General features: G+C 52.2%; 10 protein-coding genes and 1 tRNA gene. 9 read left to right on the top strand and 2 right to left on the bottom strand.

Translation table 11 applies throughout. The annotated features are described in order from the left end of the window. Positions 1 to 259: 259 nt before the first annotated feature. Complete coding sequence (locus H7U12_RS13770) at positions 260 to 1,432, bottom strand: alpha/beta hydrolase (protein ID WP_186638915.1); 1,173 nt, start codon at positions 1,430 to 1,432, stop codon at positions 260 to 262. Positions 1,433 to 1,611: 179 nt separating this feature from the next. On the opposite strand from H7U12_RS13770, the gene H7U12_RS13775 reads away from it, so the two are divergent. Next, a tRNA-Gly gene (locus H7U12_RS13775) sits at positions 1,612 to 1,687 on the top strand. Between the two features lie 42 nt (positions 1,688 to 1,729). Then, a complete protein-coding gene (locus H7U12_RS13780) occupies positions 1,730 to 2,665 on the top strand; it encodes a hypothetical protein (protein ID WP_186638917.1) in 936 nt (311 codons plus the stop codon). A 142-nt stretch (positions 2,666 to 2,807) separates the two neighbouring features. On the opposite strand, the gene H7U12_RS13785 is transcribed toward H7U12_RS13780, so the two are convergent. Further along, the gene (locus tag H7U12_RS13785; protein WP_206683928.1) at positions 2,808 to 3,377 is read right to left on the bottom strand and encodes an RNA polymerase sigma-70 factor; all 570 of its coding nucleotides are present in this window, start codon (positions 3,375 to 3,377) and stop codon (positions 2,808 to 2,810) included. Positions 3,378 to 3,635: 258 nt separating this feature from the next. Between H7U12_RS13785 and H7U12_RS13790 the strand changes: the two genes are divergently transcribed. From H7U12_RS13790 to H7U12_RS13820, 7 genes are all read left to right on the top strand, one after another. Further along, on the top strand, positions 3,636 to 4,673 hold the full coding sequence (locus H7U12_RS13790; RefSeq protein WP_186638921.1) for a FecR family protein: 1,038 nt from the start codon (positions 3,636 to 3,638) through the stop codon (positions 4,671 to 4,673). A gap of 137 nt (positions 4,674 to 4,810) precedes the next feature. Beyond that, positions 4,811 to 8,092 (top strand): TonB-dependent receptor, encoded by a 3,282-nt coding sequence (locus H7U12_RS13795; protein WP_241749370.1) that lies wholly within the window; start codon positions 4,811 to 4,813, stop codon positions 8,090 to 8,092. Positions 8,093 to 8,103: 11 nt separating this feature from the next. Then, on the top strand, positions 8,104 to 9,588 hold the full coding sequence (locus H7U12_RS13800) for a RagB/SusD family nutrient uptake outer membrane protein (RefSeq protein ID WP_186638923.1): 1,485 nt from the start codon (positions 8,104 to 8,106) through the stop codon (positions 9,586 to 9,588). A gap of 171 nt (positions 9,589 to 9,759) precedes the next feature. Further along, complete coding sequence (locus H7U12_RS13805; protein ID WP_186638925.1) at positions 9,760 to 11,466, top strand: SusE domain-containing protein; 1,707 nt, start codon at positions 9,760 to 9,762, stop codon at positions 11,464 to 11,466. A gap of 240 nt (positions 11,467 to 11,706) precedes the next feature. Then, positions 11,707 to 13,176: a glycoside hydrolase family 30 protein gene (locus tag H7U12_RS13810; RefSeq protein ID WP_186638927.1), complete on the top strand. Its 1,470-nt coding sequence runs from the start codon at positions 11,707 to 11,709 to the stop codon at positions 13,174 to 13,176. Between the two features lie 139 nt (positions 13,177 to 13,315). After that, on the top strand, positions 13,316 to 14,749 hold the full coding sequence (locus H7U12_RS13815; protein WP_186638929.1) for a glycoside hydrolase family 30 protein: 1,434 nt from the start codon (positions 13,316 to 13,318) through the stop codon (positions 14,747 to 14,749). Positions 14,750 to 14,887: 138 nt separating this feature from the next. Further along, positions 14,888 to 16,366 (top strand): glycoside hydrolase family 30 protein, encoded by a 1,479-nt coding sequence (locus H7U12_RS13820; RefSeq protein ID WP_186638931.1) that lies wholly within the window; start codon positions 14,888 to 14,890, stop codon positions 16,364 to 16,366. Positions 16,367 to 16,666: the final 300 nt, after the last annotated feature.

Consider the following 16,666-nt stretch of genomic DNA (forward strand, 5'->3'; position numbering starts at 1 on the left):
GGGAGAGCGCCTTTGTTTTAGACCTGGTGCCGCGCATGCGGCAGGCCTGCTGGCCAAGGCTAAAACAACAGCGCGAACCCGGAAGACGAGGCCCCGCGGGCGTGAGCGCACGAAGAGATACCATGCAACAACCCCGCTCCTGCACCCACGAAAACAGCAGTCCTTCGCCAGCACCAACAGACTACAATTGCATAAAAAAACAGCCTTGAACCACTCACGCGTTTCAAGGCTGTTTTCTGAAAACCAGGGCTAAAACCCCTTACTTCGCAAACGCAGCTTTCAAATTGTCCGCCGCCAATTTCTGGGCTTCCTTCGCCTCGCTCAGCACCGCTGCCATCCCGAAGAACTCATGGGTGACGCCGTTGTACAGTTTGTGGTTTACCGTGACGCCGGCCGCCTCCAGTTTCTCCGCCAATTGCTCACCTTCAGCTTGAAGTGGGTCCAGTTGGGCGTTGATGATGGTGGTAGGAGGTAAGTTCTTCAAGTCAGCGGCCACCAGATTGATCCAGGGGTTTTTGCCATCGGCGGGTGTGCGCAGGTACTGTTGGAAGAACCACTCCATCATGGGCTTGTCCAGGGGCTTGGCGGCCGCGTATTTCTGGTAAGACGCTGTGTTGGTCGCGTACCCGGCAATGGGGTACACCAGCACCTGGTGCAGCGGCATCTGTACTTTCTGGTCGCGGGCCATCATGCTCACGGCAGTGGCCAGGTTGCCGCCGGCGCTTTCGCCTACCACGGCTACTCTCTTTGGATCGCCTTTTATAGAAGCGGCGTTTTTGAGGGCCCATTTATAGGCCGCAAAAGAATCATTGTGCGCCGTGGGGAATTTGTTTTCCGGAGCTTGCCGGTACGCCACCGAGATCACGACGGCATCGGCTTGCTCTGCCAGTCCTTTGGCCGAGGCATCATACGTGTCCAGATCCGCGATAACCCAGCCGCCGCCGTGGTAGTAGACAATGACCGGGTAAGATGCCTTGCCGGTTTTGGGCGTGTACACCCGGGCGTGGATCTGGCCCCCGTTCACCGGAATCTTCTTGCCGACGGTGTCCACGTTGGAAGGCGGCACGGGAATGTTGTTCTCTTTCATCAGGTCCATCACGGCCGTGGTAGGCGTGGGGTTCTGCCGGGCCTGTTTCGCCGTTAACTGCGGAATGGGCTTGGCGCCATAGCTGGCCAGTTTGTCGGTGATGGCTTGCATGGGGCCGGTAATCTCATCGGCCCAGGCCGGTTTGGGACCGGTAGGTTTCAGGCTGGAAGCTACCATATCGGCGGAGTCTGTGAGCGGCGTGGTGGATGCGGTGTCCACGGCGGCGGCATCAGAGGTTTCTGCCTCGGATTCTACGGGGCGTTTGCTCTCACAGGAACTGGCCAGGAAGAGGCAGGCGGCGGCAAAGGTGATTCCGCCTTGGCGGATCAGGGATAATGTCTTCATTTTCATAGTTTTTGTGTAGGTGCCAATAGGAACGATATGTGGTATAACACATACGAGGGCAGATTAAATACGGATTGCTCAACAAGCCTCAGAAGGGCAAAATCTATGCTCTGCGGGCCGATTTCAGGCTTGTGTCTAAGCGAAAAGGAGTTATCTTTGCTTTGATAAGGCGATTATCAGCGAGAGTAGCTCAGTTGGTAGAGCATCAGCTTCCCAAGCTGAGGGCCGCGGGTTCGAATCCCGTTTCTCGCTCCAGGTCTTTTCCCTCATTTTACTTTCCGGTTCCATAAGATGGGTATGTGTCGTGTTCTGGGTTTCGGCCGTTCTGCCCGAAGTCTTTCTTTTGTATTATTGGCCTTGCTGGTGAGTTGCTCGGCCCCGCGTTCCGTGATCCACTCGGGCCGCGTGACGCCCCACGGCGAATTCAAAGTGGGCGCCAACTTTGGGGGCAATGTGGCCACTGAGCCCATTTCGCAGCTCAAAGACGTGACCGAAGATGCCATTGAGGCGCTCGCCAACCGCGACTCTGTGTATTATGACGGGTTTGTGAAATCTGCCACCAAAGCGGCCATCGCGTATTCCCTTGACCCGGTGGGGCCCACCTTTGATTTCTATGTGCGCTACGGGGTAGTGCCCCGGGTAGACGTGGGCTACAAATATGCCTCGGGGGTGCACGTGCTGGATGCCATGTACCAGTTCCTGGGTCCGGTGGCCGGCGTGTCCAAAAGCAGCAATGAGCGGTGGTACGGCAGCCTGGGCCTGCAGTACGCCGGGCAGAGCTCTGATATCTTGTCCAAGATTTTCCTGGACAAACTGGCCCCGGTGCTGGAATTCACCGCCAAACGCAGAGACGTGCTGGTGCCGCTGGTGTTCAGCCGTTCGTTCGGGGCCGATGAGGAATTCGGGAACATCTCCTTTGGGCTGGCTTACAACCATACCTTTGTGGAGTACGGCCTGATTCCGGGCAGGCTCTACGAAAAAGTGGGCGGCGGAAAAGCCGTGCAGATAGAAGGCCTCACCAGAAAGGAAAGCTTTCCTTCGTATGGTCTTTTTGTGAACGCCAAGGTGGGCGCCCGACGCATTTTCCTGTTGCCGGCCCTCTCCATGTTCTACCAGAAGTACGGCACCTATGAGTTGCTGAAAGCAGAGCGGGTAGAGTTCTCCGGCATCACCATCGTTCCTTCCTTGGGCGTCCAGATTGGTTTGGGCCAGGGCAAGGCGGCCAGAAGATAAGCTTCCGTTTTACACCTGTTTCTGGTAAATCGGCCTCAAAACAGAACACCATTAAATAGTTAAAGCCCGTTGGAGTTGGTCTTTGCACCAACCCCAACGGGCTTCCTCGTTTATGGCTTGTTTTCAGGAAATGAGGCCCAATCTAGCGCAGCAGGTACGCGTAAGCCAGCAGGAACCCATAGACAATGTCATAACGCTTGAATTTCTCGCGGAGCATCTTCAGGGCCTTGTTGATATGGTTCTCGATGTTGCTGTTGCTGGTGTCTAAAGCCGCGGCGATCTCGCTGGTGCTTAGACCTTGGGCGCGGCTCATCACAAAGACCTGGCGCCGGACGGGCGGCATGGAGGCGCAGACTTCTTCGTAGAGCTGCACCAACTCCTGGTGCTCCAGGGCGGTTTGGGTCGAGTTTTCAGAAACGGCCCCATAATCAGCTAGGTACTGGGCGAACGCGAATTCATACACCCGGTGCCGGGCTTTGTTGTAAACCAGGTTTTTGGCGGTGGTAAACAGATACCCGTCCAGGTTCTGGGTTGGGTCCAGAAAGGCCCGGCGCTCCCACACCTTCATAAAAACCTCCTGCACAATTTCCTCCGCATCCTCGCGGTTCCGGACCAGTTTCATGGCAAAGGCATACAGCTTGGGCTCCAGCCCCCGGTACAGGCGTTCAAAAGCGGCCACGTCACCGGTGGTGAGGGCCTCAATGTCTGCCATGAAACTTTCCGTGCCTTTTGCCTGCATGGGTTCTGGTTCAAAGTGCTTGACTTTCACGCTGCTACAACTTTTCTCTTCCAACACCTTCTTATTTCTCTGCCCGATGTAGTTTAAAAAAACCTAAAATACTCATGATAAATGTAGATGAATTTATATAAAAAACAAAAAGATGAGATTTTGTTAAAAATATCCCAACGGGGAAGTGGTGCTGGCGGGGTGTCATGTGTAGTAAGGGAAAGCACAACTACCTAAGTACCCATGGATCAACATCTGCTAAACCGATTTTACAATGGAGCCTGTACTCCCGAAGAGGTAAAGACGGTATTAGAGTGGTTTAAGAATCAGAACCTTACCCCTGAACAAGAGCGTCAGTTGGAACAGTGGTGGGCCCAGGCCGGAGAGCGCCAAACTGAAACCGCAGCCACCCATGACGCAGATAAAACATGGAGCAAGTTAGCAGCGCTCATCCAGGAAGAGAGTACAGGTATCCAGAGAGAAACCAAAGTTCTGCCGCTGCCGGCCTCTACCTGGCGCAACTGGACAAAGGTGGCGGCCGCTGTCTTACTGCCTCTGGGGTTGATCTGGTTTGTGGCTAGCCAATACTTCCAACAGGAGTCTGCCGCCGGCAAAATGATGGCCGTACATACCGCTCCCGGCGAGTGGAAAACCATTCAACTGGAAGACGGGTCCTCGGTGGTGCTGCGGCCGGGCAGTAAAGTGACGTACCTGGTGCCTTTCGCCCAACACCGAAGAGACATCACGCTGGAGGGCGAGGCTTTCTTCCAGGTAGCCAAAGACAAAAACCGCCCCTTCGTGGTGAAATCCGGCGCTATCTCTACGCAGGCCCTGGGCACCTCCTTTAACATCAGATACCAGCCCAAAGACACCGCCATCTCCGTGGCACTGGCTACCGGTTTGGTGAAGATCAGCAAAGGTGAGGCAAAAGAGGAAGCCACCCTGGCCAACCTGGAGCCGGGCCAGCAATTGGTGTTCAACCGCAAGAACCAGCAACATGCTGTGGCTGCTTATGAAAGGCAGGAAGTGCTTGGTTGGAAAGACGGCGTGCTGTATTTCAAGAAAGCCAGCTTAGAAGAAGTAGTGGATAAAATTGAAAATTGGTACGGCGTACGGATTGAAGTAGCCGGAGCGACACCAGCCAATTTAGAAGAATGGAGCTATACCGGTGAGTACCGGCAGCAAAGCCTGCCCCAGGTACTGGAAGGCATCAGCTTCGTGAAGCAGTTTACTTATGAAATGAACCAGAACCAAGTTCGGATAACCTTCAAAAGACCATAGCCTATGAAAAAATGACGGGCTCTTTAAACAGGTAAGCCACTGGGTGGCCTACCTGTCAACTACCTCCGGAGACCGGATGTTGGCGCATCCAGCTCCAGGAGGCAATTCAAACACTAAATACTAAACACTCCCAAGATATGGAAAAAAACGTTTACGGCGTCCTGAAAGGAATGTCCTGGAAGGCTTTGGCGGTACTGTTGCTGCACCTGGCTTTCTTCTCATCTGGTTTTGCCGCACCCGGCAAAGCCCCGGTGAGCACTATCCAAAAAACTAAAATCACCCTCTCCATCACCAATGGCACGCTTCAGGAGTTCTTCCGGAAAGTAGAGGCTGCCACGCTCTACAAATTCACCTTCGATGAAAATGAGCTGCCTGATCGGGCCAAAGTTTCTGTTCAGGCGAAAAACGAACCCTTGGACAAGGTGCTGGAAAAAGTAGGAGCCACTACCAATCTGGAGTTCAAACAAGTGAATAATAATATTCACGTGCGCTCCAGGAAAGTGACAGAGGTTCAGCCTAAAGCCAACGCAGAGGTGATGCCACAGGACGGTTTTCGAGTGTCTGGGAAAGTGACAGATGAGAATGGGGCCGGCCTTCCGGGCGTTACCGTTTCTCTGATGGGTACTACCAACGCCACGTCCACAGACGTGAACGGAAGTTTCTCCTTAAGTGTCCCGAACGGAACAGGAACCCTGGTGCTGACTTATATCGGTTATCAAACCAGAGAGGTAGCCATTGAAAACCGGTCTACCCTTAATGTTGCCTTGGCGCCAGATACCAAATCATTGCAGGAAGTTGTGGTCATAGGATATGGTACTCAGGAGAAAGAAGATATCACAGGCTCTGTATCTGTGATTGACAATGAAGCTTTTGATGCCCGCCCTAACACCCAGATTGGTAACCTCATTCAGGGAAAAACGGCTGGGGTGCAGGTGTTAACCAATTCTGGTAAACCATCGGCGGGATTTAACATCCGTATTAGAGGTACCAGCTCTATCACCGCCAACAGTGACCCTTTGTACGTGGTAGACGGCGTTCCTTCTTCAGATACCCGTTCCATTAACCCCGCAGATATTGAGAGCATTTCAATTCTAAAAGACGCTTCTTCGGCCGCTATTTATGGAGCCCAAGGTGCTAACGGGGTTGTGTTGATTACCACCAAACGCGGTAGAACCGAGAAACCAACCTTTGAATTCAGCACCTACACCGGAGTTTCGCAGGTTTGGAATACATTGGATGTTTTGAATGCGGAGCAGTACCGTGACCTGATGACCGAACTAGGCCAGAACACAAACTGGAGCCGTTACACTGAAAATACCGACTGGCAGAAAGAAGTTTTCCAGAACGGAAGTTCTTTGAACTACCAGTTGGCCGTTTCTGGCAAAACAGAAAATACCAACTACTATATTTCGGGTGGTTGGATGAAACAAAATGGTGCCGTACGCAGCTCCACCATGGACCGCGCCAGCTTCAAAGTGAATCTAGAGCAGAAGCTTTCTAAATGGTTAACGATTGGTACCAACATGGGCTACACCCGTTACCATGACGTAGACGTCGCAGATAACCAGTCTGTAAACCAAGGCGGGGTTATTTTGGGCGTGTTGTCTACGCCGCCATTGATTGGCGTGTATAACCCCAACGGAACCTTCACCAGCAACCCTTTTCAGGATTGGGAAAACCCTATCTCCAGCACAGACGGTTCTGATAGAAACTACAGAAATCAGCGCCTTTTAGGAAATGTATACGGAGAGGTGAAACTGCTTCCTGAGTTAAAGTACCGCGCCAGCTTAGGGATTGATTACATCAGTGCCATCAATGACTACTTTCTGGACCCATTCAGAACCAGCTACGGCCGCGCCAGAAAAGGCATAAGCCGCAACAGCACCAACCTGACCAACTACTGGATTCTGGACAACACCCTTTCTTACACTAAAACGTTGGGTCAGCACAATTTTAGCGCCATGGTGGGTTCTGTGCAGCAAAAATTCAGATGGGAAAACAACAACATTGAACGCACAGAGTTTTCTGGTACCGCGGTGACAACGCCCGGAGCCGGAGCAGTGATTCAGGTAGCAGACGCAAACAAATCTGAGAGAACCAACACCTCATTCATTAGCCGGGTTACCTATGACTTTGCCAGCAAATATCTATTGACCGCCAATTTCAGGGCAGATGCTTCTTCTGTGTTCGGCCCTGAGGTACGTTGGGGCTATTTCCCATCGGCTTCCGTGGGTTGGAGAATCTCTGAAGAAGCGTTCTTCCCTAAAACCAACGCGTTAAATGATGTAAAACTGCGGGTTGGTTGGGGATTGGTTGGAAATGATACCGGCTTAGGAGCCTATGCTTATTTGCCACGCGTAGGGTACGGAGCTAACTATCCAATTGGCGGCACCGCCCAGCCAGGTAGTTATCCCTCTTCCATCGGGAACAACCAATTAGGTTGGGAAGCATCTGAGCAGACAAACGTAGGTCTGGATTTGGCTTTCCTAAACTCCCGTATTGCCGTTACCATTGACGCTTACCTGAAGAAAACCACTGACCTGCTGTTACCCATTGAAGTACCCAGATCAACCGGTTTCAACGGCGGCGATGCCAACGTAGGAAGCCTGCAAAACAAAGGGCTTGAATTCCTGATCAGTTCCCAGAACCTGGTGGGTGATTTCACCTGGGCTACAGACCTGAACTTATCCTTTAACCGCAACAAAGTAGTGAACATTCTGGGGCAGAACTTCTATGGCGGCGGAGTGGCTGGTAGAGGAGATGTAAGCTTGTCTAGAGAAGGTTCTCCATTAGCGCTATTCTATGGTTATCAGTGGGGTGGCGTAGACCCGGCAACGGGTATGGCCTACTACATCAACAGAAACGGGGAAAGCACTTTCACGCCTTCAGCAGATGACCGCGTGGTCATTGGAAATCCTAATCCTGACTTCATTTACGGCGTTACCAATACCTTCTCTTACAAGAACTTTGGCTTAAGCATCTTCCTGCAAGGCACGCAAGGCAATGACATCTTCAACGCTACCCGCATTGAGATGGAAGGCATGTCAGACCCTAAAAACCAGGGAATAGCGGTGTTGAATCGTTGGAGAAACCCAGGTGATGTGACTGATATCCCTAGAGCGGTTTGGGCCAGCACAGACAACTCCCGTATCTCCACCCGTTTTGTGGAAGATGGTTCTTATGTGCGTCTGAAAACCCTTACGCTTAGCTATAATCTGCCTTCTGCCTTACTGTCTAAACTCAAGATGAACTCTCTCCGCGTGTACGCTACCGGTGAGAACCTCTTCACTATTACAGACTATTCAGGCTTTGATCCAGAGGTGAACGCCTTCGGCGGAAGCAACCGTGCCCAAGGCATTGACTTTGGTACCTATCCGCAGACCCGCAACTTAATCTTAGGTCTGAACCTTTCCTTCTAATCTAGTAAGTCATGAAACTGAATAAAATAGCCATTTATACTTTAGCAGGCGCTCTCTTAATGGGAGCCCCCGCTTGTGATGAGTTTCTGGAACTGGAGCCCATTTCAGAAGCGACCACAGAAAACGCCTATAAATCTGCCACAGATGCAGAGGCGGCCTTGGTAGGTGTGTATGAATCTTTCCAGGCAGAATACTACATCTGGGATAACCTGGTGTTCAGCGAGATTCTCTCTGATAACTACTATGCCGGGGGCGATAATGCGGAGATTTTCGCGGTAGATAACATTGCTATTACACCAACCAACAGCCGTCTTTGGAACAACTGGAGCCAAATCTACAATGCCATCGCGAAAGCGAACGTGGTACTACAGAAGGTTCCGTTAATCACAGACCCGCAGCTGTCAGAAACCCGCAAGGCACAGATTCTGGGCGAAGCGTCTTTCCTGCGCGCGTACCATTACTTCCAACTGGTGAAACTATGGGGCGGCGTGCCGTTGGTATTGGAGCCAGTGACCTCGCTTGACCCTGCCGTTACCCAGAAGCCTCGCGCTACGGAGATAGAAGTCTACAACCAGATTGTGGCAGATTTGACTTTTGCCTTGGATAATCGCTTGCCAGATACCTACGGCGGAGAAGCCAACGTGAACAAAGCCCGTGCTACCCGTGGGGCTGCCAATGCGCTTCTGGCCAAAGCCTGGGCGCAACGTCCTGACCGTGATTATACCAAAGTGCTGCAATACGCAGACGCGGTAATCAACAGCCCTGCCGGATACGAGTTGCTCCCCAACTTCAACCATTTGTTTGATGGCACACACTATAACAACGCCGAGTCTATCATGGAAATCCAGTTTATTGGCGGCAATGAAGCCAACTGGGGACCACAGATGCTGCTACCTCCTTCTTTGAGTGGTGATACCTGGCGCAAATTCATGACACCATCTCGTAATTTGGTAAATGCCTATGACTCTGAAGGTGATAATGTCAGAAAAAACACAACTATTCTCTTTGAGAACGCACCTTGGTCAGATGAGTTCTGGTCAGTGAGCACCGGAGGTAGCGTACCGTTTGCGTACCGTTGGAAAAGCGCAAACGGCTGGGCCAGTACTAACCGCCAGTACATCTTCCGGTTAGGAGACATCATGCTCCTGAAAGCCGAAGCTTTGAATGAGCTCAACCGCCTGGAAGAAGCTAGAACCGTGTTGAACACCGTGCGCAGAAGAGTGAATTTGGGGCCAAATACCTCTGCCAATAAAGAGGAGATGCGAATGGCTATCCTGAAGGAGCGCCGTCTGGAGCTGGCTCAGGAAGGACACCGTTGGGATGATTTGCGCCGCTACGGGGTAGCTGTTGAAACAATGAACAACCTCAACGAGATAGACCTGCGCACCAATACCAAAAAGGACTATAATGTGGCAACGCATGAACTGTTCCTTCCAATTCCGCAGTCAGAGATTAACCGGAATCCGCAGTTGGTGCAAACCCCAGGCTATAACTAAGCCTTCAGACGCAAGTCAGCACGACTAATATTTAACCCGTTTTCGTTTCGGGGCTGTTTTTACAAATGCAGCCCCGAAACAACCAGCCTCAGTTGAGTTTTCGGTGGAACTGGGAAGACAGGTGTATCCAGCTGATTCTCCAAAAGAACGCAATTCCAAAAAATCGTCATCATGAAAAAACTAAATATATTCTTTAAGCTTCTGGCCCTACTGTTTGTGGTAGGTGCCTGCGAGGAGCAAGATAACATTGAACCCATCGGGAACTGGGAGCTGAGTGCTCCGGTGCTGGCTGGTCCGGCAGAGAATGCCACCGTTACGTTAGACCAAAGCGCGCCAAACGCCGCTACCCGTTTTGAGTGGAGCCCTGCCGTGTCTAGCAAGAACTATGGCGTAACCTATAAGTTTGTGATAGACTCTGCCGCCAATGCAGATTTTAGCACGCCTATCTTAAGCATGGCTACCGGGAATGGTGGTAAAAATACATTCATTGAGCCTACAGCGGCTCAAATAGACCAAGCCTTGTCTTTGGCAGGTTATGACGCCAATACCACCGTCTCTTTAAAATGGGGAGTAGTGGCGCAGTCACTGAGCAAAGAGATGATTTCTACCGGCAAGCTACTTTCTTTAAAGCGCTTCCAAAATGAAACCACCACCCTGTACATTTCTGGCTCAGCCACTGAGAAAGGAACAGACGTGAACCAAGCCATCATGATGCGCCCGCGCAAAGACAGCAATGGCAAACTAACTAATGTATTTGAAGCCTACACCAGGTTTACTGACGGCGGCACTTTCCAGTTCTACAGCCAGCCGAACGCCAACTCAATCGTATTCGGAGGCGCTGGCAATGGGACCTTGCGTAAAAAAGGAACGCCCATTGCCGCACCTGGTGCTGGTACCTACCGTGTAACGGTTAACCTGAGCAACAACACCTACAGCTTCACTAAAATTGATAAATGGGCGGTCATAGGCGGCGCTTTTGCGGCCGGTTGGAGCGGAGAGGAGCCCCTAGAATACAAAGGGAATGGCATTTGGTCGGCCACGCTTAGTATTGAAAAAGCAGAAGATTTCATTTTTAGGGCCAACAGTGGCTGGGACATGGTGATGAAACGAGTAAAAGGCACTACCAATCAATTGGTGCAAGAGTCTCAGGCGGCCGCTGAAGGAAAGGAATTTGAAAACATTCCGGTCACCGCCACAGGCAAACATGTGGTTACCTTAAACCTGTCTGGCGACCAGTACACCTATTCTTTGGTGAAAACCAACCGGCCTGCTTCCATGCCTGATAACCTATTCTTGTTGCAAGGCAATACGGTGGTAGCTGAATTTAGCGCAGATGGGGGCGTCTTCAAGTCAAATGTGTTCCTGGCACTGGAGAGCGGCAAAACCTATACCCTTAATTCAAAGAGAGACGGTTCTGGTACTGCTTTCACCACATCAGCTAAAATAGGGGAGACTACCTCTCCCAATGCAGATGCCGTGACAGCAACGGTGAACTTTGCGACCGGTAACGGGGCCATTGCCGTAAGCCGTGACCAAGCCTACCAGATCAATCTGGATTTTGATACAAACAAACTTACCTGGAAGTACTACAACATGAAGCTATTCCACTGGAGCAATTGGGATACGCGTGATGAGTTTGTCATGACTTACAAGCATCCGTACATCTTTGAGGGCACTCATGCGCTGCAAGCGAACTATGAGATGAAGTTCAACTCGCCTTGGGATGTGGAATTTGGTACTAACAGTACTGCGTTGAGCGGCACCATGACCCACAAAGGGGCTAACTACAAAGGCATTACCCAGGCAGGTACTTACAAGGCAACTATCACGGTGGCCAATGATTACAAAACCGCTGAATATTCCTTCGTGAAACAATAACATGAAGTCGGGTGCCTAAGGTGATACACCGGGTACCCGACTTTTTTAGTGTAGGGAATGAAGTTCCTGTTTCTGGCCTGGTTTCGTGAAACGAAGGCAAAAACGGGGAGAGACTTATTGCCTTTCTCGGTCTGTGGAGGAGAGCGGCTGGTTTTGCGGCAGATGTAGGAGGAGTAAAAATTGAAACTGCGGCTTCTGGAAAGAGCCTTTCTGATGAAGTCGCCAAATACCTAAGGAATTATGCGAGTACCTTTTTCAAACAAAGTAGCTAAATTTTTAAGCCTGGCAATATTAGGCGGTTGGCTGAGCGGCTGCGGCGAGAAGTCTGACCCAGCGCCTGCCCCGCCACCGCCACCCGTGGTGTCTGGTCCTAGCCAAGTAGCGTTCTGGTTAACTAACCCAGACAGGTCTGTGCAGTTTAAGAAGCAAGGCGTGGCGCTCAACTTCAAAACCGAGACCAATAACAACCTCACCATTGACCTTGACACCACGCAGACCTACCAGACTGTGGACGGCTTTGGGTACACCTTAACCACCGGCAGCGCCTACGTGCTCAACCAGATGGCCTCAACCAGCCGGGCCGATTTGCTGAAAGAGTTGTTCGCGGATGACAGCGAGGAAAACACCATTGGCGTGAGTTACCTGCGCCTGAACGTGGGTGCCTCTGACCTAAGCCCTACAGTGTATTCGTATCAAGATGTGATGGGCACCGCGTTTAGCCTGGCACCTGACCAGGCCTATTACATTCCGGTGCTCAAGGAGATTCTGGCCATCAACCCGGCTATCAAGCTCCTGGCCTCGCCGTGGTCGGCCCCGGCCTGGATGAAAACCAACAACAGCCCCAAAGGTGGTTCGTTGAGGGCTGAGTACTATGATGACTACGCCGAGTATTTAGTGAACTACATCCAGGACATGAAAGCGGCTGGTATCACCATTGACGCCATCACCATTCAGAATGAGCCTCTGCATGACGGTAACAACCCCAGCATGTACATGTCGGCGCAAGACCAGGCGGATTTTGTGAAGAACAACATTGGGCCGGCGTTAAGGGCCGCGAATCTGGCTACCAAAATCATCCTGTACGACCACAACCTAGACCATGTGGATTACCCCATCAGCATTATGAATGACCCGGCGGCGAAGCAATACGTGGACGGGTCGGCTTTTCACCTGTACGCCGGAAACATTGCAGCTATGACCACGGTGCACAATGCGCACCCAGACAAGAACGTGTACTTCACCGAGCAATGGGTGGGGGCCAACGACGGGGACTTTGCCTCCAACCTCAAATGGCACATGACCAACGTAATCATTGGCTCTATGCGCAACTGGAGCAGGAACGCCTTGGAGTGGAACCTGACCGCCGATGCCAACAACCGGCCATACACCGATGGAGGTTGTAACACCTGTCTACCAGCCGTAACGGTGAACGGGAACAATGTGACCCGTAACGTAGCCTACTACACCATCGCGCACGCGTCCAAGTTTGTGCGTCCGGGCTCGGTGCGGGTGAAAACCACGCTCCTAAATGCACAGAACACAGAGGTGTTCAATACTCTGCAACACGTAGCCTTCAAGAACTCAGAGGGCAAAAAGGTATTACTGGTGCAGAATGAAACCGGAGCAGACCAGACCTTCAACATTAGATACCGTGGTCAGATTGTCTCTTCAACCTTGAGAGGCGGTGCAGTGGGTACCTACGTTTGGTAAACCAATTCACTGTTTAGCGGCTGTTTTTGGTAAAACGGCCGCTAAACAGAATTATCTAAGTTTGTGAACTTCTTCCTCTTCCTAGGAGCTGCTCAATCAAGTAGCTTCTTAGAGGTTAGACTCTTTTTATTTCAAATTCATGATTCATTCCCTCAAAAAACAGTGGGTGCACACTCTACTCATCGGTGGGCTATGCCTAAGCGGTGCGGTAAGCTGTACCTCTAACAAAAGCCTTTTCTCTAAAAATGAGGCCGATCTTTGGCTGACCACCCCTGACAAATCAGCGCTTTTCCAGAAACAAACGCAGCCCCTGACGTTCACAGATGCGGCGGCTTCGGCTACCTCCGTGATTGACATTGATGACCAGCAGACGTTCCAGACCATGGATGGGTTTGGCTACACTTTGACCGGCGGCAGCGCGTACCACCTGCACAAAATGACACCAGCCGCGCGGGCGGCCATCCTGAAAGAACTCTTCGCGACGGACGGAAACAACATTGGCGTGAGTTACCTGCGCGTGAGCATCGGCGCGTCTGACCTGGATGAGAAGGTATTCTCCTACAATGACCTACCGGAGGGCCAGACCGACCCTAACCTGGAGAAGTTCAGCCTGGCGCCGGACCGCGAGTTCCTGCTTCCCGTTTTGAAGGAGATTCTGGCCATTAACCCCAAGATCATGATTCTGGGCTCGCCGTGGTCGCCGCCCACCTGGATGAAGACGAACAACAACTCCAAAGGCGGTTCCCTGAAGCCGGAGTGGTACGATGCCTACGCCAAGTACTTCGTGAAATACGTGCAGGAAATGCAGAAAGAAGGCATTACCATTGATGCCATCACGGTGCAAAACGAGCCGCTGCACCCGGGCAACAACCCCAGTCTGCTCATGCTCGCGCCTGATCAGGCGGTGTTCGTGAAGAACCATTTAGGGCCTGCTTTTCAGAAAGCGAACGTAAAAACCAAGATCATCCTCTACGACCACAACCTGGACCGTCCGGATTACCCGATCTCTATTCTGAACGATCCGGAGGCGAAGAAATACATTGACGGCTCGGCGTTCCACCTGTACGGCGGTAAGATTGAGGCGATGTCTGAGGTGCACAATGCCCACCCCGATAAAAACGTGTACTTCACCGAGCAGTGGATTGGCGCGCCCGGCAAGTTCCCCGGCGACCTGAAATGGCACGTGCGCGAACTGATCATCGGGGCACCGCGCAACTGGTCCCGCAACGTGCTGGAATGGAACCTGGCCGCCGATCCGCAGCAGAAACCCCACACGCCCGGCGGTTGCACCGAGTGCCTGGGTGCCCTGACCATCGATGGCGACAAGGTGATCCGGAACCCGGCTTATTACATCATCGCGCACGCGTCAAAGTTTGTGCGTCCGGGCTCCGTGCGGATTGCTTCCAATATTCCAACCAACCTGCCGAACGTCGCTTTCAAAACTCCGAAGGGCGAGCGCGTGGTCATCGTGCTGAACAACGGCGAGGCCAGTGAAACATTCCACATCCGGCATAAAGGCAAAGCGGTTTCGGCTACGTTGGCGGCGGGTGCGGTAGGCACGTACGTCTGGTAAACCTGAAAAGCGCCATCGTTCTGTTTTGGGGCCGTTTTAAGGAAAGGATGCCCAAAACAGCGTTACTTCAGAGAGCAAGAAGCCGCTTTTCGCTCCTGCTCTCCATTATTCAATCACTCCAATCATTCATTGACAGAAATGAAGAAAATACATTCCCTTGCATCTTTCACCCTGCTGGCAGCGGGCCTCGCCGTTTCCTGCTCGCAGATCAAAACCAGCCAAAGCAAAAGCAGCAGCAACAACTTTCAGGTAGACAACCGAAGCGTGACGGTCTACACCACGGCTAAAGACACCGATCTGCGCCTGTCGCAGAACGGAACGCTGCGGTTCCAGGACTTCGGGCAGCCGTTGGAGACGCAGGTCTGCGTGTTCGTGGACCCGAACAAGACGTTCCAGACGATGGTGGGCATCGGCGGAGCCATCACCGATGCCACTGCGGAGACCTTCGCCAGAATACCGAAGGACAAGCAGCAGGAGATCATGAAGGCGTACTATGACCCTACCAACGGCATCGGGTACACGCTGGGTAGAACCACCATCCACAGCAGTGACTTCGCCAGCGGCTCTTACACCTACATAGAAGAGGGCGACAAAGACCTGAAGACCTTCAGCGTGAAGCACGACGAGCAGTACCGTATTCCGTTTATCAAGCAAGCCATTACGGCCGCCGGCGGAAAACTGACCATGTACGTGAGCCCCTGGAGCCCACCCGCCTTCATGAAAGACACCAAAACCATGTTGAAGGGCGGGAAACTGCTGCCCGAGTATCGTCAGAACTGGGCGAACTATTACATCAAGTTCATCAACGCGTATGAGCAGGCGGGTATTCCTATCTGGGGCTTGAGTGTGCAGAACGAACCCATGGCGAAGCAAACTTGGGAATCCTGCATCTTCACCGGCGAGGAAGAACGCGATTTCATCAAGGAGTATCTGGGACCAACGCTGCACAAAAGCGGCATGAAAGACAAAAAGCTGATTGCCTGGGACCACAACCGCGACCTCATCTACCAACGCGCCAGCACCGTCTTGAACGATCCCGAGGCCGCCAAGTACGTGTGGGGCATCGGGTACCACTGGTACGAGACCTGGACCGGCTCCGACATGCTGTTTGATAACCTTCGGAAAGTGAAAGAGACCTTCCCGGAGACCAACCTTATCTTCACCGAAGGTTGCATCGAGAAGTTCGATTTTAACCGGATCAACGACTGGTCTTTGGGCGAGCGCTACGGTTACTCCATGGTAAACGACTTCAACGCCGGCACCGTGGCCTGGACCGATTGGAACATGGTGCTGGACGAGAAAGGTGGCCCCAACCACGTGGGCAACTTCTGCTTCGCGCCCATCCACGCCGACACCCGCACCGGCAAGGTGCACTACACCAACAGCTACTACTACCTGGGCCATTTCTCCAAGTTCGTGAAGCCGGGGGCCAAGCGCATCATCAGTTCCTCTAACCGCGATGCCCTGCAAACCACCGCCTTCCTGAACCCAGACGGAAAGGTAGCCGTGATCGTGCTCAACACCACCGACAAACCGCTGGACTACAAGCTCTGGATCAACGGCAAAGCCGCCGATGCCAAGAGCCTGCCGCACTCCATCGCTACGCTGGTGCTGTAAGGAATCTGCTTCAGGAATGCTTTTCAGGAAGACGCGGGTGAAAGCCTGCGTCTTCCTGTTTAGGACCGTTTTCCTGAAAGTAGGACTGAATCTCTTTTATGGTAGCACCGGTAATTCAGTGCCATTGTTGGTGTTATCACCAACCACCCTATTGGCTACCTTCTCAAAATTGCCTTGGACTGAATTAGGTAGTAGTTGGTGGTGATAATACCAACAACGGCAGAAGCTTTAAAACAAAACAGACGCAGGCTTTTGCCTGCGTCTGTTTTGTTTTAAAGCTGTTTTTCTGAAAGTGGACCT

The sequence above is a fragment of the Rufibacter sediminis genome (genome assembly GCF_014269285.1).
Classification (GTDB): Bacteria; Bacteroidota; Bacteroidia; order Cytophagales; family Hymenobacteraceae; genus Nibribacter; species Nibribacter sediminis.

Excerpts from the sequence above, each read along its gene's own strand:
- H7U12_RS13770 (WP_186638915.1), bottom strand. The coding sequence starts at position 1,432 with ATGAAGACATTATCCCTGATCCGCCAAGGCGGAATCACCTTTGCCGCC.
- H7U12_RS13780 (WP_186638917.1), top strand. The coding sequence starts at position 1,730 with ATGTGTCGTGTTCTGGGTTTCGGCCGTTCTGCCCGAAGTCTTTCTTTT.
- H7U12_RS13785 (WP_206683928.1), bottom strand. The coding sequence starts at position 3,377 with ATGGCAGACATTGAGGCCCTCACCACCGGTGACGTGGCCGCTTTTGAA.
- H7U12_RS13790 (WP_186638921.1), top strand. The coding sequence starts at position 3,636 with ATGGATCAACATCTGCTAAACCGATTTTACAATGGAGCCTGTACTCCC.
- H7U12_RS13795 (WP_241749370.1), top strand. The coding sequence starts at position 4,811 with ATGGAAAAAAACGTTTACGGCGTCCTGAAAGGAATGTCCTGGAAGGCT.
- H7U12_RS13800 (WP_186638923.1), top strand. The coding sequence starts at position 8,104 with ATGAAACTGAATAAAATAGCCATTTATACTTTAGCAGGCGCTCTCTTA.
- H7U12_RS13805 (WP_186638925.1), top strand. The coding sequence starts at position 9,760 with ATGAAAAAACTAAATATATTCTTTAAGCTTCTGGCCCTACTGTTTGTG.
- H7U12_RS13810 (WP_186638927.1), top strand. The coding sequence starts at position 11,707 with ATGCGAGTACCTTTTTCAAACAAAGTAGCTAAATTTTTAAGCCTGGCA.
- H7U12_RS13815 (WP_186638929.1), top strand. The coding sequence starts at position 13,316 with ATGATTCATTCCCTCAAAAAACAGTGGGTGCACACTCTACTCATCGGT.
- H7U12_RS13820 (WP_186638931.1), top strand. The coding sequence starts at position 14,888 with ATGAAGAAAATACATTCCCTTGCATCTTTCACCCTGCTGGCAGCGGGC.